The 22,273-nt window shown below is 43.0% G+C and carries 19 protein-coding genes, 1 pseudogene and 2 riboswitches; all 20 genes and pseudogenes read right to left on the reverse strand.

The window, feature by feature from the left end:
- Positions 1-19: 19 nt before the first annotated feature.
- The gene (gene cobT / locus J7E63_RS15915) at positions 20-1,060 is read right to left on the reverse strand and encodes a nicotinate-nucleotide--dimethylbenzimidazole phosphoribosyltransferase (protein ID WP_215014090.1); all 1,041 of its coding nucleotides are present in this window, start codon (positions 1,058-1,060) and stop codon (positions 20-22) included.
- On the reverse strand, positions 1,057-2,574 hold the full coding sequence (locus J7E63_RS15920) for a cobyric acid synthase (protein ID WP_215014091.1): 1,518 nt from the start codon (positions 2,572-2,574) through the stop codon (positions 1,057-1,059). The genes cobT and J7E63_RS15920 overlap by 4 nt, the downstream gene beginning before the upstream one ends.
- Positions 2,567-3,937, reverse strand: coding sequence for a cobyrinic acid a,c-diamide synthase CobB (locus J7E63_RS15925; protein WP_215014093.1), 1,371 nt, complete (start codon positions 3,935-3,937; stop codon positions 2,567-2,569). Before J7E63_RS15925 ends, J7E63_RS15920 begins: the two co-directional genes overlap by 8 nt.
- Before the next feature lie 18 nt (positions 3,938-3,955).
- Positions 3,956-5,077 carry a cobalt-precorrin 5A hydrolase gene (locus J7E63_RS15930; protein WP_215014101.1) on the reverse strand — a complete coding sequence of 374 codons (1,122 nt, stop codon included), beginning with the start codon at positions 5,075-5,077 and terminating at the stop codon, positions 3,956-3,958.
- Positions 5,077-5,850, reverse strand: coding sequence for a precorrin-4 C(11)-methyltransferase (cobM, locus tag J7E63_RS15935; RefSeq protein WP_215014103.1), 774 nt, complete (start codon positions 5,848-5,850; stop codon positions 5,077-5,079). Before cobM ends, J7E63_RS15930 begins: the two co-directional genes overlap by 1 nt.
- The gene (gene cobI, locus J7E63_RS15940; protein ID WP_098527933.1) at positions 5,847-6,548 is read right to left on the reverse strand and encodes a precorrin-2 C(20)-methyltransferase; all 702 of its coding nucleotides are present in this window, start codon (positions 6,546-6,548) and stop codon (positions 5,847-5,849) included. Before cobI ends, cobM begins: the two co-directional genes overlap by 4 nt.
- Before the next feature lie 2 nt (positions 6,549-6,550).
- The gene (gene cbiE / locus J7E63_RS15945) at positions 6,551-7,741 is read right to left on the reverse strand and encodes a precorrin-6y C5,15-methyltransferase (decarboxylating) subunit CbiE (protein WP_215014139.1); all 1,191 of its coding nucleotides are present in this window, start codon (positions 7,739-7,741) and stop codon (positions 6,551-6,553) included.
- A 1-nt stretch (position 7,742) separates the two neighbouring features.
- A complete protein-coding gene (locus J7E63_RS15950; protein ID WP_215014105.1) occupies positions 7,743-8,846 on the reverse strand; it encodes a cobalt-precorrin-5B (C(1))-methyltransferase in 1,104 nt (367 codons plus the stop codon).
- A 3-nt stretch (positions 8,847-8,849) separates the two neighbouring features.
- On the reverse strand, positions 8,850-9,497 hold the full coding sequence (locus J7E63_RS15955; protein WP_088087492.1) for a precorrin-8X methylmutase: 648 nt from the start codon (positions 9,495-9,497) through the stop codon (positions 8,850-8,852).
- Positions 9,498-9,514: 17 nt separating this feature from the next.
- Positions 9,515-10,312 carry a precorrin-6A reductase gene (gene cobK, locus J7E63_RS15960; RefSeq protein ID WP_215014113.1) on the reverse strand — a complete coding sequence of 266 codons (798 nt, stop codon included), beginning with the start codon at positions 10,310-10,312 and terminating at the stop codon, positions 9,515-9,517.
- Positions 10,309-11,244 carry a sirohydrochlorin chelatase gene (locus tag J7E63_RS15965; RefSeq protein WP_215014114.1) on the reverse strand — a complete coding sequence of 312 codons (936 nt, stop codon included), beginning with the start codon at positions 11,242-11,244 and terminating at the stop codon, positions 10,309-10,311. Before J7E63_RS15965 ends, cobK begins: the two co-directional genes overlap by 4 nt.
- 64 nt (positions 11,245-11,308) lie before the next feature.
- Entirely contained in the window at positions 11,309-12,934 is a 1,626-nt protein-coding gene (gene cobJ / locus J7E63_RS15970; protein ID WP_215014116.1) for a precorrin-3B C(17)-methyltransferase, read from the reverse strand.
- Between the two features lie 53 nt (positions 12,935-12,987).
- Positions 12,988-13,371 (reverse strand): (2Fe-2S) ferredoxin domain-containing protein, encoded by a 384-nt coding sequence (locus J7E63_RS15975; RefSeq protein ID WP_215014118.1) that lies wholly within the window; start codon positions 13,369-13,371, stop codon positions 12,988-12,990.
- Between the two features lie 127 nt (positions 13,372-13,498).
- Positions 13,499-13,675, reverse strand: a riboswitch (cobalamin riboswitch).
- 177 nt (positions 13,676-13,852) lie between these two features.
- A riboswitch (cobalamin riboswitch) is annotated at positions 13,853-14,042 on the reverse strand.
- Between the two features lie 196 nt (positions 14,043-14,238).
- Positions 14,239-15,540 (reverse strand): annotated as a pseudogene (locus tag J7E63_RS15980) (MATE family efflux transporter).
- Positions 15,541-15,634: 94 nt separating this feature from the next.
- On the reverse strand, positions 15,635-16,444 hold the full coding sequence (nikE, locus tag J7E63_RS15985; RefSeq protein ID WP_215014120.1) for a nickel import ATP-binding protein NikE: 810 nt from the start codon (positions 16,442-16,444) through the stop codon (positions 15,635-15,637).
- Between the two features lie 26 nt (positions 16,445-16,470).
- On the reverse strand, positions 16,471-17,298 hold the full coding sequence (gene nikD / locus J7E63_RS15990; protein ID WP_215014141.1) for a nickel import ATP-binding protein NikD: 828 nt from the start codon (positions 17,296-17,298) through the stop codon (positions 16,471-16,473).
- Positions 17,299-17,313: 15 nt separating this feature from the next.
- Positions 17,314-18,147, reverse strand: a complete 834-nt coding sequence (nikC, locus tag J7E63_RS15995) for a nickel ABC transporter permease subunit NikC (RefSeq protein WP_215014122.1) — start codon at positions 18,145-18,147, stop codon at positions 17,314-17,316.
- On the reverse strand, positions 18,144-19,088 hold the full coding sequence (gene nikB / locus J7E63_RS16000) for a nickel ABC transporter permease subunit NikB (RefSeq protein WP_215014124.1): 945 nt from the start codon (positions 19,086-19,088) through the stop codon (positions 18,144-18,146). The genes nikC and nikB overlap by 4 nt, the downstream gene beginning before the upstream one ends.
- 17 nt (positions 19,089-19,105) lie before the next feature.
- A complete protein-coding gene (nikA, locus tag J7E63_RS16005; protein ID WP_251033566.1) occupies positions 19,106-20,731 on the reverse strand; it encodes a nickel ABC transporter substrate-binding protein in 1,626 nt (541 codons plus the stop codon).
- A gap of 631 nt (positions 20,732-21,362) precedes the next feature.
- Positions 21,363-21,905, reverse strand: coding sequence for a DUF3231 family protein (locus tag J7E63_RS16010; protein WP_215014135.1), 543 nt, complete (start codon positions 21,903-21,905; stop codon positions 21,363-21,365).
- Positions 21,906-22,273: the final 368 nt, after the last annotated feature.

Consider the following 22,273-nt stretch of genomic DNA (forward strand, 5'->3'; position numbering starts at 1 on the left):
TTCTCGCTCCTTTCCTAAGTTACTCATTTGAAATTCCAGCCGATGCAAAGGTGGCCATTTCTTTCAGCATTAAGGTCGCTGATTGTAAGATAGGAAAGGCCACTGCTGCCCCGCTCCCTTCTCCTAGCCGCAAATCTAAATCAAGTAGTGGCTTCTTGCCTAATAACTGCAGCGCAATTTCATGTCCAGGCTCGACGGAACGATGGCCAACAATCATATAATCCGCTGCTGTCTCACAGATTTCCCTTGCCAAAAGAGCTGCTACCGTGCAAATAAATCCATCTACCAATATCGGGATTCGGTTCCGAGCGGCGGAGAGCATTGCACCGGTCATACCGGCTATTTCCAAACCGCCAATTTTAGCTAAGATATCGTTTGGATCCTTCCGGTCAGGGTTTCTTTCCTTTAGTGCCCGTGTGATGACCTCTTGCTTATGTCGGATTTTTTCTGTCGCAATCCCTGTTCCCCGGCCGACAAGGGCACTGATGTCCTGTCCGCTTAAAACCGCTGCGATCGCACTGCTTGGCGTCGTATTGCCAATCCCCATTTCACCAACAATTAAGCATTTGATTCCCTGTTGAATCATCTTTTCCGCCCGTTCATAGCCAACGGCGATGGCTTGTTCGGCCTCTTCTCTTGTCATTGCATCCTGCTGGCAAATATTGTTGGTTCCATAGCGAATTTTCCGATTCACAAACCCTTCAGCCTCAATATCTGCTGCCACACCGATATCGACGACCTCAAAATTGGCTCCGATTTGCCGGCTAAAAACATTGATGGCCGCACCGCTGTTTAAAAAGTTCATAACCATTTGCACAGTTACTTCCTGCGGAAAAGCGGACACCCCTTCTTCGACCACGCCATGATCAGCGGCAAACACGATCACTCCAGGCGGTGACACGACTGGAAAGGCTTCAGATGTCATTTCCGCCAGTTGAATGGCTAATTCCTCTAATCTCCCCAAACTGCCCGGAGGTTTGGTCAACGTATCGATATATTCACGAACTTGCTGCCCCATTTCTCTATCGAGAGGCTTGATGGCTGTTTTTACGCTATTCATTGGGTGATCCCCCTTTTCTGGTAATCCTTCATTAATTGTTCAATGACATCGAGTTTTACATGTTCCCTAACATGTTCTGCCAGACGGTCAAACGCTTCTTCCCTCAATTGGTTAAAAGATGGGCGCTTGTGGATGGGCTCCAACCCCTTTTTGCGTCGGATCTGATTAAGCAATTCCTCGCGAAATTCATCATTATGGAAAATTCCATGAAAATAAGTGCCGATGATGGTTTCGTCTGAAGAATGACAGCCATCCCATTTTTCATTCGTAAAAATAAGCCCTTGGGACACTCCTGTCCTCAAGGTTTCACCCATATGAATCTCGTAACCTGTCACATGAAAGTTTTTTCCGAAAAGATGCAACATCCCATTTGATAGGATCGTCGTCTTTTCTTTCGTAATGGTCGTTTCAATTGGCAGTAACTGAAGACCTTCGATTTCTTGATGGAGAGACTCGATCGCCAACGGATCCTCAATTTTATCACCGAGCATTTGATAGCCGCCGCAGATCCCGAAAAGAAGGGTGTGTTTCTTTTTCTGTAAATCTGCTATTTTTTGAGCGATGCCGCTCTTTCGTAAAAACAGCAAATCTTCAATTGTATTCTTGCTACCTGGGAGAATCACTAAATCTGGGTCGTGTAATTGATCCGCTCTCGTTATAAAACGGACATGACAATCAGGCTCGGCAAAAAACGGGTCGACATCGGTGAAATTGGAGATTTTCGGATACTGAATCACCGCGATATCCAATTCTTTTTCGGTATTTTGAGTGGAGGTATATTGATTTAAAATCACGGAATCCTCGGCATCTATATTTAGATTCTCCAAGTAAGGAATCACGCCGAGAACGGGTTTACCTGAATACTCCTCAAACCACGTTAATCCGGATTCCAGCAGGCGGATATCGCCGCGGAATTTATTGATAATCACGCCTATCACTCGGTCACGGTCCGCTGGTTCCATCAGTTGAAGGGTTCCTACTAAACTAGCAAACACTCCGCCTTTTTCGATATCCCCAATCAGGATCACAGGGGCATCCGCCATTTTGGCGACCCGCATATTGACCATTTCCCGATCATTGAGATTAATCTCGGCCGGACTGCCTGCCCCTTCAATGACAATCCGTTCATAATTTTGGGACAGGGTGGAGAGTGATTGTTGAATCAGTTCCAATCCAGTTTGAAAGAATTCCTGGCGATACCTTCCTGCTTCCATATTCTTATATGGTTTACCATGGACGACAATTTGGGATTGGTTATCCCGGTTCGGCTTTAGTAGAATCGGGTTCATATCGGTAGTTGCCTGAATTCCTGCTGCTTCGGCCTGAACTCCCTGGGCTCTGCCGATTTCTTTTCCGTCCACGGTGATATAGGAATTTAACGCCATATTTTGTGATTTAAACGGAACCGTTTTATATCCGTCCTGGGCGAAAATCCGGCAAAAGGCTGTCACGACGACACTTTTGCCGACATCCGAATTGGTACCTTGAAACATAAGTGGAAGAGCTTTAACCATTTTCTTTGAACTCCTTACATTTCTTCACCCAATTTTCCACTAGCTCAGGGCATGAGCCAAAATGAAAATGCGTATAACCTGCAATTAAATTGCCGTTCCGATAGCCCTCCTGCTTAAACCCGCGCATTCCTTTCGTTTGGTATGCCGGGTCAAAATCCGTTCTCGGATGAAAGGTAGAGTAGTGAAATTCATGACCTCTTGCACTCAGATTTCCCGCTAACAAGAAATTTTCTCCTTCTGCGGTGATTTCACGGTATCCCAAAGCCGCTAGTTTTGTCTGCATTTTCACCTTTCCGGGAATGATCCCGACCATTTTGTAACTCGTTTCATCCGTTGTTTCCAACGATTCGGTTAAGTACATAAACCCGCCGCATTCAGCCAAGGTTGGCAGTCCTTTTTCAATGGCCGTTCGAATCGAGTTGTTTACCTCTGTCTGTTTGGTCAGCTCTTCCGCAAATTCCTCTGGGAACCCGCCGCCGATATACAAGCCATCGACTTGTTCCGGCAGGCATTCACCCTTTAATGGAGAGAACTCGATCAGCTCGGCTCCAGCGGCTGATAACATGTCGAGGTTTTCCTGATAGTAAAAATTAAAAGCGGCATCTCGTGCGATTGCAATTTTTACAGTTGCCTGCTCCGCTCTCTTAAACTGGGATTCTTTTACCTTTAAAAGGGAAGCTTTCGCTAGCTCATATAAAGAATCTACATCGATGGTTTCAAGCACTAAATCACCAAGCTGCTCAAAAAATGGATCCAATTCTCCCCGCTCAACGGAGGGTATCAGCCCTAAATGCCGTTCCGGAATCGAGAGTTCCTCGTTTCTTTTCAAATAGCCAAGGACAGGAATACCGCATTCTTGCTCAATCGCGGTTTGAACGATTTTAAAATGGCCTTCGCTCCCAACGCGGTTAGCAATCACCCCGACAATATTGGCTTCCTTCAGTAACGTTTGAAATCCCTTCACAATGGCCGCCGCACTACGGGCCATACTGGCACAATTCACGACCAAAATAACCGGACTTTCGGTGATGAGACTGATTTCAGCTGTTGAACCCGTATTGTTAAGTGGATTTTTCCCATCAAAGAATCCCATTACCCCTTCGATGACGGAAATATCCGCCCCAACACTTGCGCGGTTGATAATCTCTTTGACCATCTCGTGGTTGAGCATCCAGCTGTCAATGTTTCTTGACGTTCTTCCCGTGACGGCCGTATGATAGGTCGGGTCGATATAATCTGGACCGCATTTAAAGCCCTGGACGGTATAACCTTTTTTCCTTAAAGCAGACATCAGCCCAATGGTCAGAGTAGTTTTTCCGACACCGCTGCCTGTTCCTGCAATCACAAGTCTGCGATTTGACATCTTATGTTCCCTCCTCCATCAATGGGGAATGACCGCTACTGAAATGGTGACATTACCTGATTTCTTCTTCATTAGCGCTAACTGTTCCGCACCGCTGTACAATAAGGCAGCCGGCTCACTGACGCCGTATGCACCGGTATATTTAAAAACCGTTTCAGAAGGGTTCTGAAGTTCAATGGCATTCAATTCAGCTGGTGTGTAATAAATAAACTCCCAGCGGTTTTTATTCACCACTTCCAGCAGCCCCGCTTCATCCTTTTTTAGATCAATCGTGCAAACCGCTTTGACACTTTTTTTCGAAAACCCTAATTCCTCAAGCGTTTCGTCGATCACTGCTTCGATTTCAGCACGAGTGGTCCCGCGGTTGCAGCCCATTCCAAGGACAATCACCTTTGGTCGATATAAAACACCATTATTTAAAATCTCCGTTTCGTCTTCGGATAAATTCCGATGGGTTACCACTAGGGCAGCATCCGGCTTTTGTGCCAGTGCTTCTTGGATCGATGAATAGGGCTGAATATTTTCAGGGAGCGCCCTTCCATATGGCCACCAGTCTTTTTCGCCTGACTCTTGGACCACGGCGATTTTTTCTTCGTTCACAACCGAAGCGCTAACGGGCGTCAGCTTTTCAGCCGAGTCCCAGATCCAGCCAAACCGTTTTCCGAACAAATCAACCGCAATCGTTTCCTGTACATCTGAAGCGGTGGTAATAATGGGGCGGGCCTTTAGGGCGGCCGCCACTTCTTTCGTTAGTTCATTGGCACCGCCGATATGGCCTGACAGCACGCTGATCACATGTTCGCCCTTATCGTCTATAACGACAACGGCAGGATCTGTTTTTTTATCCTTTAAAATAGGCGCAATCATTCGGACCACGGCTCCAAGGGAAATGATGATGATCAGCCCCTTATAGGCCTCAAAAAGAGAAGGCAGAAGAAGGCGAACGCTTCCGGTGAATAATTGGATGTCCTTGTTCCTTTCATCACCTTTTTCAAATTTCGCCATATAGTACACATCGGCATGTTGAAACGAATGTCCCAGTTTGCGGGCCAGTTCGACCCCATGCTTTGTAATCGCAACAACGGCATAGTCACCCTTCTGCTGAATGACCGCCCTTTGCGCTTCTTGGAGCTCGATCATTACGACTCCACCCCCCGGCGGAATCCATGTGTAAATGTTTTGTCATACAGCTTGGAACGATAATCTTGTTCGTGAATGTTTTCATCTAGCGCCCAGCCGGCTAAGATCATCGCCTGTTTACGAATCCCATTAGTCCGCATATCTTCATCCAACCGTTCCAGTGTAGTCCGGACAATTTTTTGATCCGGCCACGACGCTTTATAAACGACCGCAACAGGGGTATCCATGCTCCAGCCAGCCCCGGTCAATTCCTTGACAAGCTTTTTCGTTAATGTCGCACTTAAGAAAAGCGCAATTGTGCAATGATGTTTTGCTAAATCCGCCAGCTTTTCAAATTCTGGCACAGGTGTCCTGCCTTCGGCTCTTGTCAGGATCACGGTTTGCGTTAAATCAGGAATCGTCAGCTCAGCTTGCGCGGCCGCGGCGGCTGCAAACACAGAGCTCACACCCGGAACAATCTCTACTTCGATTCCTTTCTTCTTTAACAAGACGATTTGTTCCATAATCGCCCCATAGACAGCCGGATCGCCCGTGTGGACACGAACGACCTTTTTCCCTTGCTGGATTCGATCAGCCATGACGTTAACCATTTCTTCTAAATGCATCCCGGCGGTTTTTAATATTTCGGCAGAAGGTTTTGCTTTGGCAATTAAGTCTTCGTTTACAAGAGAATCTGCATAAAGAACGACATCTGCCTGCTTAAGATGTTGAAGACCTTTTACCGTGATTAAATCAGGATCGCCTGGTCCGGCACCAATGATATAAAGCTTCATTTTCTCACCACCATTAATGTTAAGTATTCAAGCTCCGCTCCTTCGAGCTCATCTGCCCGCCAAATAATCTCCTCATCCGACGTTACCTTTGTGACGACTGAAGCCTTGTCAAGCAAATCTAAATCACGTAATACTTCCAGCATTAAATCAATGACTTTCGCTACTTTTATAAAAATGACACAATCATTGTCCTGAATGACTTTTTTCATGGTTTCATAGTCATCCCGTGCTGGAACAATCGCCACATGCTCATCCCCATCTGCCAATGGAATTCCCAGCCTAGAAGCCGCCCCATTGATGGACGAAATCCCCGGAACGACTTCAATCGGAACCTGCGGATACTTTTCCTGCATCAAACGCATCATATGAATAAACGTGCTGTATAAAAGAGGATCCCCTTCCGTTACAAAAGCGACATCCTTTCCCTCCTGCAGCTTCGCCCATACATTTTCCACGGTTTCCGTCCATTTTCTTTCCAATGTGGCTGGATCCTTTGTCATCGGAAAGACAAGGCCCAGCATTTCTTTTTCGTTCGGCTGAAAATAGACATCAATAATTCGATGGGCATAGCTTTTGCTGCCCTTTTGTTTTTTCGGATAGGCAATCACTGGTGATTCCTTTAATTTACGAAACGCCTTAACGGTAATGAGCTCTGGATCCCCCGGGCCAACCCCAAGGCCGTATAATGTACCTAACATGTTTACTCCCCTTCCTTGCGCCATGCTTCTATTATGTAAATCGGATTTAATGCATCAAATCTTGTCAGATTCAAAATGGGCTTACTTCTGGATATTTGCGCAAGCGTAATGTTCGTCTCATAACCCCGCTCTTTAAACGCAAGCATCGCTTCGGAAAGATTTTCAATCGTGACGGCATTTAAGACAATGCGTCCACGCGCTTTCAAGCGGCTGCAGCAAATATCCAAAATGTCTTCCATCCCGCCTGCCGTCCCGCCAATAAAAACCGCATCCGGATCTGGGAAGGTATCTAATCCCTCTGGTGCTTTCCCGTGAACGAGTGTGGCATCCACACGAAACTTAGCTAAATTTTGCTTACAGTTTTCCAGGTCGCCCTCGTTCTTTTCGATGGCAAACACTTGTCCTTCCCTAGCGATTTTCGCTGCCTCAATCGCAACAGAACCTGTGCATGTCCCAATATCCCAAACCGTACTGTCTTCCATTAACCTTAGGGCACTAATGCTTAGTGTGCGGATTTCCTTTTTGGTAATTAAGCCCTTATCCGGTTTGCGCTGAAAAAACTCCGCATCGTCAATGCCGATCGGCCAATGCGGGCATTCCCCCTTTTTCTTGAGAATCACCACATTGAGCGGTGAAAACTCTTCATCCTTCATTTCAGCAAGGGTAAACCAGCGGCATCGTTCCTTGTCACTGCCAAGGTTCTCTCCCACAAACGCCTCATATTCAGTCATGCCAAAGGAAAGCAAATACTGAGCGATTTTATTTGGGGAATTTTCTGTGTCGGTTAAGATTGCGACCGTTTTTTTTCCATCCACTCGCTGGGCCAGCCCTTTTATACTCCTGCCGTGAACGCTGGTGAAATAAGCATCCTGCCATCTTTCTTTCATTCTGGCAAAAGCAAGCTGGATCGAACTTAAATATGGATAAATATCCAAATCGATTTTAGAAGATAAATAGCTTCCAATTCCATAGAACAACGGGTCTCCAGAAGCTAGAATCACTACGTTTCTCGTCTCCGACTGCAACCGTTCGACGAGTGAAGAAAGCCCTCCTTCAATCGCCATTTTTTCGCCGGCGAATTCAGGAAAAAAAGAAAGCTGTCTCTTTCCTCCTATTAATAGTTCACTTTCATAAATCCATTTTTCGTACATCGGGAGCAGGCTCACTTTGCCTTCATCCCCAATGCCGATCATTTTAATTGATGCCACTCTTACACACCGCCTTTCCTAACAATTCCCCCTTCATGGTATAAAGGGTCGTATCTATATCGATCCCGCCATCGACTTCCTTTAACGCAGCAAGGCAGCAATGGTCGCTTAGCATTTCGAAAAAGGAAAGATGGCCCTGTGCTGTCATCATATCGCCAACCTGTGATGCCGTATTGGCCGTTCGAATTTGCTCAACCAGAGCGGCATCAGCACCGGTACTGCTTGCCACCTCCGATAAAAAATCAAAATCTACCGGGGCGCTTTTCGAGTGGACCATCATGATCCCCATTGCCACCTTTGAGAATTTCCCCATCATGCCGACCATCGACACTCTTTTTACCCCTTGCTTCTTGCATTGTTTAAGGGTAAACCCGACAAAGTCACCCATTTCGATAAAAGCTTCCTCAGACAGCTCGGGGAATTGCTTCATGGCATTTTTCTCGCTCCGCCCGCCTGTTGTAATGACAACGTGCTCGCAGCCACTGGCCCGGGCAACACTAATCGCTTGGATGATGCTGGCCTTATAGGCGGCTGTGGAAAAAGGAACGACAATCCCGCGGGTTCCAAGGATAGAAATCCCGCCAATGATTCCTAAGCGTCCATTGAGTGTCTTTTTGGCGATTTCTTCACCGGCTGGTACGGAAATGACGATCTTAATCCCTCTCGTAATCCCGAATTCTTTTAAAACCCCTTCTGCCGTCTCACGGATCATCCTGCGGGGAACAGGGTTAATCGCGGCTTCGCCAACAGGAACGGGCAAGCCGTCCTTTGTGACCCGGCCAACCCCAATTCCCCCGTCAAGGACGATACCTGGTTCATCGATCCATGACACGGTGGAAACGATTAAGGCCCTGTGGGTGGCATCCGGGTCATCCCCCGCGTCTTTAATCGTACTGGCGGTAGCCGTTTGTTCCGTCACCTCACAGCTTTCTATCTGAAAGGTTGCAAACCGCTTGACGGGCAAGTAAATGGTCGATTCTGTTTGCGGCTCACTGGTTATTAATGCCGTTAGCGCCGCTTTTGTTGTCGCCGTTGCACAGGCCCCTGTCGTATATCCTTCCCGCAGCTTTCCTTTTGGTACTTCCTGCATGGGTTATCCCCGTTCAGCCATAATGGAAATGGCGTTTAATGCAGCAACAGTCACGGTACTGCCGCCTTTCCTGCCAATATTCGTAATGAATGGGATATCGAGCTTGGCTAATTCTTCTTTTGACTCAGCGGCGGAAACAAACCCAACTGGCAGACCAATGACAAGACCTGGTTTCGCTTCTCCTTCTTTAATCAGGCGGATGAGTTCGAGTAAGGCGGTTGGGGCGTTCCCGATGGCAAAAATGCCGCCGTCCGCTTCTTTGATCGCTTTTCGCATCGAAATAATTGCCCGTGTGGTATTTAACCGTTTGGCTTCTTGTACCACATCCGGGTCAGAAATATAGACCTTGATTTCTCCGCCGAATTTTTGAATTCGCGCTTTATTAGCCCCGCTTTGAATCATTTGAACATCGGCAACTACCATTTTCCCGCTCCGAATCGCGCGGATGCCGGACTGAATAGCGTCAGGATGAAAGAGGACGCTTTTCCCGAGTTCAAAATCAGCGGATGCATGGATGATGCGCTGGACAATCGGATATTGCTCCTCGGTAAACGGGTGTTCCCCAATTTCTTCATTAATCATTTCAAAACTTCTTCCTTCGATCTGTTCCGGTTGGACGGTTAACGGTTTAAATTCGGTACGAAAATCCATTTCTCTCACTCCTGTATTTAAAATGATTGTTCTGTTGTGACGGTTGGTGTGGAACCAATCCTTTTATCTAATTCTGCGATGACATCAATAAAATTAGCATAGACGGTGACATAATTCAGTTTCGGGCGGCCAATAAGGATGACCTCAATCCCCAGTTCCTTGGCCGCTTCCACCTTTTCATCGACCGATCCGACTTTCCCGCTCTCTTTCGTCACCATTAAGGTCACGCCATATTGCTTATATAGGGCTTTGTCGAACTCTTTTGAAAATGGTCCCTGGATCGCAACAATATTTTTCTGCGGCAGCCCTAGCTGCTCACATTTTTCCATATTATCCACACGAGGCAGCATCCTGGCGATCAAGCGGATGTCCGGGTTTCCTAATAGTTTTTCTGTGAAAATTTGAAGCGTCTTGCTGCCAGTCGTCAACATCACCACGCCTTTTTTGGCCAATGCAAGCTCCGCTGCTTCCTCGTAGCTTTCGACGACTATCATGTTGTCATATTGAAAAGTTTGTGACTCCCGTTCATACCGGATATAGGGGATTCCCGCCGTTTGGGCCGCCTTGATTGCGTTTTTCGAAGCTTCTTCCGCAAATGGATGACTGGCATCGACAACCGCTAGAATCCCTTTTGTTTCAATCAACCCCACCATGTCTTCATCCGTTAATCTTCCTACTTGAACAGGTATCCCTGACTCCCTTAATTCAACCGCTGCATTTTCTGTGACAACGGAGGCCAAGAGATCGAAGCCCTCCTTTTTTATTTCTAAAGCAAGGGCTCGTGCATCACTTGTACCGGCTAATACGAAAATCATCCTCTATCTCCTGCCTTTTGCTCTGCATGTTCGTGATCATGGTGATGGTCGTGGTCATGGTCATGATGGTGATGGTCATGGCCGTGATGATGATCGTGATCATGATCATGGTGGTGGTGATGATCGATATGTTCCATCACATTGAGACGGTATTGGCAGGTATCGCAGTTCATCTTCACCTCATCACGGAGGGCTTCTTCCACCCGATCGATTAAAATCGTCTGTAATTTTGGATGATAACCAAAATAGTCAGCTAACAGAAATTCAACCGCGGAATATTGATTTTGAATAGGAACCATCATATCTTCTAACCGTTTAATCAGGATGCCGGTGAATAGAAAGTAAGGCAGGATTACCACTTTTTTTGCTCCAAGCTTAATACAGCGCTCAATCCCTTCGTTCACAAGGGGATTCGTCACCCCCATAAAAGCAGGTTCGACGATTTTATAGTTTGTTTTTTCCCATAGTAATCTAGCAATTTTATATAAATCACTATTCGCATCGGGATCGCTTCCGCCCCGTCCTAACAAAAGGACAGCCGTATCGTCTTCGATTGATTCTAAATTCTCGCCAATTTCCATTAATCTCGTTTTTAGAATTTCAAATGTTTCCTCATGAACACCAATTGGCCGGCCATAAATAAATTCAACAAGTGGATATTTATTCTTTGCCTCATCAATAGCTGCTGGAATATGAATTTTGGAGTGTCCTGCCTGTAAGAGCATGATTGGAATCACGACAATATGGTCGGCTCCTTTCTCCACACACAGATCGATTCCTTGATTAACGGTTGGTCGTTCAAATTCTAAAAAGCACGTCTCAACTAGGAAAGAATCGTCCCAAGTCTTTCTCATCTCACCGATGAACTCGCGAACCTGCTGATTTCCCTCTTGATCTCTGCTCCCATGCCCCACAAATAAAATTGCTTTCAAAATATTTTCTCCCCTTTGTTTGTAAATGCCTAACCTACCAATTGACCGCTAGTCGTCTCTCCCTTTACTCCCCGCAAACAGCCGCTTCGATTTTAAGGCTTGGTGTGATATCCTGGTACACAAAACCTTGAACCTCTTTGGCCCGTTTAAAAAATTTATAGAAACGTTCATTTGGATAGGCCTTTTGTTTGTACTCTTGAACAATCCCCTCTATGACCCCGACAATTTGGTCCGGTGCGATTCCTTCCGCTACAATTTGGCCGGGATGTGCCGATCTTCCGGCTACCTTTGCCCCTAGAAATAAATCAAACGCTCCTTTTCGGTAAACAATGCCAATATCCTCTTTTACAGCTCCGTAGCAGGCCATACCGCAGCCATTTACACCCAGTTTTAATTCCTTAGGAAGTTCCATTCCGCCAAGCTTTTCATGCAGTTCCTCTGCATATGGAATGGAATCCTTCTTTTCTCCGTCACAAAAATCACAGGCTTTTACGGTTAATACGTCGCCAACAGGAGCAATCAAAAAGTTGGCCGCCGTTAGTTTTTCAACAATCTCATCAGGCTTAGAGGTTAAAATTTGCAGCTTCATAAAATGGTCTTGTGTGTATTCCATGACACCTTCTTCTCCGACAATTTCGGAAAGAATGACCATCTGAGTCGCGGTAAATTTTTTATTGGCGACCCCAGGGCTGATCGCTACCTCAAAAATAGATTGAAAGTCTTGCTTCACCGTTAAACCTTGGGATAGGCCATAGTTCTCACCAAGGATCATTTGCAAAGCTTCCTCAGCCAGCTCTCTTGGCGACTCTTTCACTGAGGTTGGGGTGACTAGTTTCTTGTTCACCGATGTTACATCTTCCATTTGCTCCAGTGCCCATGGTTCGGCTTCCTTTTGCAAACGTTGATGCGGTTTCAACGGCTGTATTGCCTGATTTAATGTATACTTCCGCTGATAACCGCGCGGAGTGATGATCAAGCCGTCATAGAAAAATGTGGAAGAGTTGCCAATTAAAACGGTGGTTAACATGCCAATTTCATGTTCGAGCATCTCTTGTAAATTGGTTAAGACGATCTTTTGACTATCACGGTAAGCACTCTTTACCAATCCTACAGGAGTTTCTGGCGAGCGATATTTTAGTAGAATTTTTTGAGCTTCCATGATCTGCCGTGTTCTTCTCCCGCTTTTTGGATTATATAAGGCAATCACAAAATCAGCTTGAGCGGCCGCTTCGATTCGTTTCTCGATTATGCTCCAAGGTGTCAAATGGTCACTTAAGCTGATCGTACAGGCATCATGCATAACCGGCGCGCCTAATAAAGCAGCACAGGAGTTAATGGCAGAAATACCAGGGACCACCTCCACTTCTACCCCTGAGTCTTTTTTCCAGCCTTTTTCGATTAGCACTTCGTAAACCAGTCCTGCCATTCCATATACACCGGCATCACCGCTCGAAATGACGGCTACCGTGTTACCGAGTTCTGCCTGTTTCACTGCCTCCTGGGCCCGGCTCACTTCTTCTGTCATTCCTGTGCTGATGATTTGCTTTCCACCTATTAATCCCTTGATTAAATCAACGTAGGTTTTGTAGCCGATGATGATATCACTTTCTTGGATGGCTTCTTTTGCCCGTCCGGTGATATGTTTTTCATCACCAGGGCCAAAACCAATAACCAATAATTTGCCTTTCACACTATTACGCCACCTTCCAAAATTTCAAACTAGAATCCAGCTACTATCCGCTGTTAAATCTTTTCTTTAACCGCTTTTTGTACTCCTGCGATACATTCCGACCCTTCTGTCTGTATGAATCCTTCTTCGGAATATTGATAGATCGCATGCTCCTGAAGGCAATGACCTTCCGCCAGATGACGCCTTACAATCGTAGTTCCCACTTCTGACGTCACGTTTTTATACCAGGTCCCATCTGGATAAACAATAGCAACGGGAGCGTCCTTACATCTCCCATTGCATCTCGTTCTTGTTGTATGTACGAGTGAATCTAAGTTTAAATTGGTGATTTCATTCCGAATCGCTTGTGTCGCTTCCTCCCCACCCTTTCTCATACAGCTGCTGCCGTTGCAAATGAAAACATGGTGTTTCGTCCCTTGTAAATTCCAAGTAGTCATGTCACACTCTCCTTTTCGTTTTTTACGTAAAAAAAGCACCCCTATGGACATAGGGGTGCAGAATATATACACACAAAAAAATAGCGATGTATGTTCAGCACTTCTACCTATGTTCCCGTAGGTTGATGGAAGTTATTAGGTAAAGGCAGGTCTCCTGACTTAGGTTCATCATTCATTGCGTCTTCCCGAATTCCTTCAGTGACATCTGCAATGAACTCCCCATACAGTGGCGGGTACCGTGACGGATTTAAACCGTACTTCCCTATTAAGCACATATTCGTGCACCTATCCTAATCTATTCAATTGTTAAAAAGGCTTGTTCCTTCTAAAGCTAAACTATGCGAATTAAAAATGATTTAGAATCATCCAAACGAAAAAATCCGTTCAACATTAGTTGAACGGATAAAACGTCAGAACAAAGAAAGTTAATAAATAATCCTTTTTGTCCAAACGTTCCATCTTCTCAACCCCCGAAGAAATCGAAACATTAAAAGTTAAGACAGGTCTCCTGACTTGTGTTTCTTCCTACTTTAGACCCTTCCCGAATCGTCAATAAAATAAACGCTCCGGTGGTTTGTCTATTTCGTCCACACTTACAGTTGCGGGGACAGTTCTGGCCTTTCACCAGATTCCCTATTAAGCCCTAAGGCATCTTAACTAATTGTTAACAAATTCATATGTAATTTTAAGAGATATTAATTATACTAGTCTAACAAATAGAATATTTCAAGTGCTTTTTTAATTGGTGTTAGAATTGATCCTTCCTCTATAGATATTTCATTTGTATGCCTAGCTATTTTTTATTCCTCCTTGTTACATGACAAATGATTCATTTTAGAAGTAGCTGTAATTTTTAGATTCCTTTGTTTATAATAATAATCTTTTATTTAATCTAGGAGTATACATGACCAAGAATCCAGAACGCCCAAAAGTGTATAGAATGAAAGCCAGCCATAGGCCATGATTATGCCAGATAGGTGTTGCCGTAAATTGTATAAGGATATATAAGATCATTGCGTAAATCATAGAGTTTCGAACAGGAGCAATTTCAGTTGCACCTGTGAAGACACCATAAATGACAAGGCCAAAACACGCGGCAAAGGGGTAAAGGATAAGCCATGTTCCATATGTAGTTGAAAGTTCGATTACACTTGGTAGATTGGTAAAAAGCCCAATAATTTTTTCTTGAAATAATCCATATATACAAGCTATCACAAAAGCCGTAATCACCGACCATTGCTTTGATAAACTAAGTGTTTTTTTATATAAATCCTTGTCGTTTGCTCCTACCGCTTTGCCGACGAGAATACTCGTGGCATTGGCAAACCCCTCAAAGAAATAAGCCATAATGTAATGAATTTGAAATAGAACCGCATTGGCCGCTAAAAAGTTTGTACCAAACGAAGCACCTTTTGCTGTAAACATATTAAAAACGACTAATAAACAAATCGTTCGAATAAACAAATCCTTATTCACGTTAAACATCTTTTTCATAGACTGTGTATCTATAAGTTCTTGAACGGATGGTAACCTCCATTCAAACGGTGCTGCCTTCATCACAATGAACAGCCCTACTATAAAGGCTGTCACTTCAGCAATCAAAGCGGCAGCAGCAACCCCTTTTACAGCAAAAGAAAAGACATGGACAAAAAGAATGGCCAAGATCATATTCAAAACATTCATTAAAACTTGTAGTATTAAAGATTCTTTAATCTTAGCCATCCCCATTAGCCAGCCAAGGATAACATAGTTCAGCAATGTAAAGGGTGCTCCCCAAATTCTAATTCGAAAATATTCAGCTGCAAACTGACTGACATCAGAATCATTTGAAAACAATATCAAAGCAACATATTCAATCGGCCATTGCAAGAGAATAAAACACATCCCAACCACAACAGCTAATAAAAATGGACGCGATAAAGCAAGTATTCCTTAGGCTTGATCGCTTGCCCCATTCGCTTGTGCGGCAAAAGCAGATGTACTAACCCGTAAAAAACCGAAAACCCAATACAAGGTATTAAAAATAAGAGTCCCGACTGCAACTCCTCCAATATATGCCGCATCAGGAAGCTGTCCCACAACGGCTGTGTCTACAGCACCTAATAAGGGCGTTGTCATGGTCGAGATTGTTAGGGGAATCGCCAAAGTGAGGTACGCACGATGATTCATTAGGAATTTCCTCCTTCTATCCATTCAAATAAGACAATAGCCCCGATTATGCAAATGAAATCGAGGCATTCGAAAAGTGTTTATAATGTTTAAATTAAACAGGTCTAACCGAACGAAAACGTGGGTGCTCGGCCAGCATTGAATCTCTCATCTCATTTACTACCGGATGTTCAGAAGTAAAAAACTGTTTTTTTGCATCGTAAAGCTCGACCAATGTTCCTTTTTCTAGTACACCTAATCTATCACTAATCGTATAAGCAGCTTTAATATCATGCGTAATAAAGAGATATGATAACCCGAAGTCTGCTTTTAACTCCTTGAGTAATTCTAAAATAAGGGTTTGATTCACCATATCTAGACTACTGACGGATTCGTCTAAGACAATCAGCTTTGGCTTGAGTGAGATGGCTCTTGCAATATTGATTCTTTGCAATTGGCCACCGCTAAATTGATTAGGGTATTTTTTTAAGTCCGCATCACTTAGACCTACCCTTTCTAATAATTCAATAACGGTTCGGTTTTGCTCAGCCACTGTTAGCTTTTCATAGTTTTCTAGCGGCTCTGCAATAATTCGTTCGGCCGTCATTCGAGGGTTAACCGATGAGTATGAGTCCTGAAATACAGCTTGAAGATCACGACGAATTTTTTGACGAGTATGCTTATCTGCGGTATATATATCATGCCCTTGAAACAGAACCTGTCCACATTGCGGCCGTTCCAGACCAAGAATCACTCTTCCTAAGGTACTTTTACCAGCTCCGCTCGTACCAAGCAAACCTAAACAGGTCCCTTCCTCAATAGAGAGAGAAATGTCGGAAAGTGTTTTTTTAGAGCGATCTTTCCAGTTGAAAAACGTTGGAGATCCAAAGCTATGGGTTACATCATTTACTTGTAATAAACTCATTTTTTCACCCCTTATAAATGCCTAAGTCAAGCCAAATGGATGACAGGTTCATCTAAATGTACTATTGACCGTGCATTTAAAAGTTTTTTTGTGTACTCATGCTCCGGCTCATCAAATAATTGGAATACACCAGCTTTTTCTACTATTCGACCATTTTGCATAACGGCAACTTCATCAGCCATTTCAGAAATGACACCGAGATCATGGGATATTAATAATATGGCTGAGCCATATTCAGAGCGAATTTTATCTAAGTGGTACAGCACTTTCTTTTGATTATTTACATCAAGTGCGGTGGTCGGTTCATCGGCAATAATGACCTCAGGATGTAAGCATGCTGCAATAGCAATCATCACCCGTTGAAGCATACCACCACTCAATTGAAAAGGATAGTATTTTAATAGCTTAACAGGATCTGGTAAGTTCACATGATGCATCGCCTCAATGGCAAGCTCTGTTGCTTGTTTTTTATTCCAATGTGTATGTGAACGAATGGTTTCAATAAGTTGGTGGCCAATTGTAAAAACAGGCGTAAATGCATTCATCGGATTTTGCATTATAAAAGCTATATCCTTACCACGAATCATACGCATTTCTTTCTCTTCTAAACCGTTCAATTCGCGTCCTTTTAATACGATACTGCCTTCAATCGTTGTCGTTTTCCGATTGAGAAGCTGAAGAATGGACATACTCGTAACGGTTTTACCGCATCCACTTTCCCCAACAAGACCCAGTACCTCCCCACGCTTCAGTTCAAAATTGATATCCTCAACAAGCGTGGTAGCACCCGTTTTTGTTTTTACCTGTACATGTAAATCTCTCACTTGTAACACATTCGACTGTTCTGTACCCAACATTCTCATTCCTTTTTATGATCGACGTTTGACACCGTAACGTTCGGATAACGCTTCGCCCAATAAATTGAAGGTCACAATTACGAGCATAATCATCAAACCTGGAAAAAGCATTAATTCAGGATTCGTCCGAATATACGACTTTCCTTCGTGAATCATCGCTCCCCATTCAGCTGTAGGCGGTTGTACTCCTAAACCAAGAAACGACATGGCGGATATATCCATGATGGCCCAACCCATTTCTAATGTACCCATGACCACAAGTGGCGGGAGCACATTTGGGACAATATGATTTTTAATGATCTTCCATTGCGATGAACCGCTTATTTTCGCCGCTGCAATAAAGTTTTGTTCCTTCAGACTTAGAACCATTCCTCGGAACATTCTCGCGTAATATACCCATTGCACAAGCATCAGCGCTAAAATGACCTGCGAAAGTCCAGGACCGAAAATACCAACCAGTCCAAGTATAAGGATAAGACTAGGAAAAGCCATCACACCATCACAAAATCTCATCAAAACCTGATCCACCCAGCCGCCTTTATATCCAGAAAAGGTTCCAATCATTAAACCAATCGTTAAAGATGAAATGAAAATGAGCATGGCAAAGCCTAAAGATATTCGTCCCCCATATAAAAGGCGTGATAAGTTGCATCTTCCTAAATGATCCGTTCCTAATGGGAATTCCCAGGAGGGAGGCTGTAGTTTATAAACTAAATTGACCGCAATCGGATCATTGGGTGCGATCCAGGGAGCTAATAACGTGATGATAAAAAGAATCCCTAATATCATGGTACATATCGGAATCACTTTTTGACTTATAAATATCCTGCGTAAACTGGTTATCATCGTTGTTGCCCTTCTTTCTTGGATATGCGCGGGTCAATAAACATTTGAAACAAATCCACCATTAGGTTGCTAAATATAAATAAACTAGCGGCTATTAGTACATAGCATTGAATGATAGGTATGTCACGGTTAAAAATCGCTTCAATAAAATAACGGCCAAACCCAGGCCAAGAAAAAACGGTCTCCACGATAATCGTTCCTGTCAGCAGTTTCCCAAGATTCATCCCCAGACCAGTAATCATCGGGGAAATGGCAATTCTTAACACATGCTTGGCCATAATGGTTTTTTCTTTTATCCCCCTTGTCCTTGCGAATAGCACATAGGGCTCTTGTAAATTTTCAAGAATACTAGCACGCAACAATCTTGTGTACATCGCTATTAAAGGAAGAGCAAGCGTAATGGATGGCAATACAAGATGTTGCCATGTTCCAAACCCCTCAACTGGGAAAAGATCAAGTTTTACAGAAAAGAAAAAAATCAATAAATAACCTAGCCAAAAAGAAGGAATGGATGCCCCGAAAAAGGAGAGTATGCGACTGAAATGATCCATCGCGCTGTTTTTCTTTACTCCTGCCAGAAAGCCAAGAGGGACACTGACAAGCACCGCGATAAATAAACTCCCTAGCGCTAGCTGGAGGGTTGCTGGAATTCGGTAGATCACCTCGTCCCAAACGGGCTTATTCGAAACATAAGATATGCCAAAATCAAGTTGGCATATCTTCATAATAGAGTTTACATATTGAATGAAGAATGGTTGATCTAAACCAAACTCATGTCTTTTCTGGGCCAAAATCTCATCGGTCGGTTCGATATGTGCTGCTGTTAAATAAGCCTCGGCCGGATCCACCGGTGAAAAGTGAATCATTCCAGTTGTTAGAAGTGCGGCCAAAAGAAAAACCGGGATAATGGACATTATTCGTTTTATAATATAATTGCCCATAATAGCCTCCTACCTGCTTACTGCTCGATGATAATTCCTGTGAATGGATTTTCGTCCCGATTCGCAGAGAAATTGAAGTTCGTGACATCTTTTTGATAAATCGCTGTTTTCTTAATATAAGAGATAGGAAGAATTGCTCCTTGGTCCTGCAGTGATGTTAATATAGATGTGTACAGCTGTTGACGTTCATTTTCGTCAGTTGTCTGAGGAACCCGGGCTATTTGTTGGAGTAATTCCTCTTTGTTTGGATAGGCTGAAATGGCTTCATTAAATCCAAATCCTTCTTTTGCCACAATGTTTATAAATGTATGCGGATCATATGGAGCACCGTAATTACTAAAGAAATTAATATCAAACTTATTATCTTTAAATCTTTGAACTTGAACAGCAAGCTCTACCCCAACAATATTTAATTTCACACCAATGGCAGCCCATTCTGATTGTAGCGTTTCTGCCATTGCTTTTTGAATAGATTCTGCTGAATCGTACATCATTTCAATTTCAAGTAGATGTCCATTTTTTTCCCGAACCGTTTTCCCCTTAGGAAGTGTCCATCCTGCTTCGTCTAATAACGCTTCTGCTTTCTCAACATCATATCCAATCTTCGTAACATCAATTTCGGAAGTATAAGGCAAGTTTGTCGGTAGAATAAAATCTGCTGCTTCTTCTAGTCCAGAAGTGATTCCTTTCACCATTGCCTCTTTATTAACTCCATAATGTAACGCTTGGCGAACACGTTCATCGGAAAGCTGTTCTCTGTTTGTATTCATAACAAGCTGTCTTGTCGCGACTGGCTCAGAAATGCTAGTTTCATATTTATCAGTTGATTCTAATTGTTTGAAAGCGTCTAAACTGATCACACCTTCTCCGTAAATTAAATCTAGCTCACCTTTTTCAAACGCTAGTACTCTCGTTTCTGCATCAGGAATGACTTTCACTTGAATTTTTTCTACTTTTGGAAGCTCACCCCAATAGTTTTCGTTTCGTTTGAAAATCGCATATTCATCCGCTTTATACTCTTCCAAAATCCATGGGCCTGTACCAACTGGTTTCACAATTCCTTTTGAGGTATCACCATTTTCAGGGAAACCAGCTTCACCCAAGAAACGAACTGGTCGAACAACAGCTAGCTCCTGAATCGTTGGATAATAGGCTTCAGTTAATGTCATTTTAAACGTATTTTCGTCGATAACTTCCATATTTTCAATTTTCGAAAGGAAACCCAACCAACTATGTAATTCCATGTGGTTCAAAATTGTATCAAAATTCTTTTTCACAATTTCTGCATTAAAGCTTGTACCATCAGAAAATTTGACATCTTGACGCAGATGAAATGTATATACTTTTCCGTCTTCAGAAATTTCCCATGACTCAGCAAGGTGCGGTTTTATCTCTCCCCCAGCTCTGTAACTTACTAACGGTTCATATACCATTGACTGAGCAAATAATTGTGAAGGATTATAAACATGGGGATTCATTTCACCCACATCCCTCGCCCAAGCGATCGTAAGCATATTTTCGTTTACGTTCTCTGACGTTGTTTCCTTATCACTAGCATTTGTACAACCAAGTAATACTGATGATAATAAAAAAATAAAAATAAATGTTAATAAAATATTCCGACTATTAATTGCATAAAACATATAACTTCCCCCAATTGACATTGATAATCATTTTCAATTGTAAGAGCATTACATAGTCTTGTCAATATAATGTTGGATATTTTATTTTTTTAAACCCACTAGCCCCCATAGATAAAATTATTTTAAATTGCAAGGAAGCAGTTGAGGCAAACACCACCTTTCGCATTAATTCTTTATGCCATGTACTTTCTAACTGTTCAGGTTGAATGACGGTATCTGGAAGTAAATACTCCACCTTCATCAAGCTTGCTAATCATTGATTTCACAAGGTTCTATTAACATAATGTGTAAAATTTGTGTAAAATAAAATATCTTATCTTTTTTATAAAATTCCTTTACGTCGCACACTCCTTTTGTTACACAATTTTGGTAAATGCCACATAAATAGAAGAATTTCATCTCTTCCTTCGACTAAACTGCCCTTAGTTCAATCACAAAAAAAGCTGCCTCAATGACAGCTCCGATTTAAAACTCTTGCATCCGTTAGCTTAACAAAGATTAATCATACATAAAACTTAATAATTCTTTTTTCCTTGGAAAATACCCAACTATGTTCGGAATAACTTTCTTTAATTTTTTAATTTCAAATATATCCCAATTGTAACTAGTTACGTTACCCCTAACTTAATGGTTACTGGGAACCAGGTGGAACGTAAAAAGGTGGTACTTTAATCCATCCGCGTTTACGCATTAAATGTTTTAATCTAGTTGCGAAAGCAAATTTTTCTGTTTGAAACTGAATAAACAATAAACCAACATCTGTACGAATCGATTCAGAGGCAGAACCAGCTGCACGCATAATTAAACTTACGATTTTTAATGATAATTCGTTTGCAATCACATCATCCGTTAATTTAACTCCAAGAGGGATACTATTAGTGTCTGATTTTGGCATATCTGCAGGGGCAGGAGGTAGCGGAATTCCTTCCTTAATCATGAAATCATGGAGTCGTTCTCTTTGACTGGTACCTAATTTCATATCTACTTCAAGTATTGCTTTTAATTCTTCATCTTTCGTGGTATTTATACCTGCTTGCACAGATACTTTAGCTAATTCAAGTCCTGCTAAGTAAATCCAGCATGACATCACTTCTCCAACATGAAGTGGTTGGTCTTCGTCTTGAACTGTCAGTGATTTCATAGCATCAATGACAGTTTCCAATATATTTACCATGCGAAACCCTCCTGAGTTGGTAGTATTCATACATATTGTTTGTACGGTAAGATTTTTTATTCAGATGGGTACCACCAACATTTCAGAAATTATGTATACTTAGTAAATTTCAGCCTAAAAAAGAAAAAATTTGCCCTACAAATAAGGCATCCTTATCTTCAACTCTTGCACCCGTTAGCCATCCATGCAGCGCAAAAATCGGCGCTGCACCACAGAGAATGAAAATGGATTATGCGGTCGATACTGTTTTAATGGCTGGCGAGGAAGGTCGATGAACTATGGTGCCATAGAGCCCGTCCGTTAGTCTGACTCCAGCGACCACGGTGCACCACTGACTGTCGCACCCTATGCTCTTTTTTAGATTTTTA

It is taken from the genome of Bacillus sp. ISL-75, from assembly GCF_018613095.1.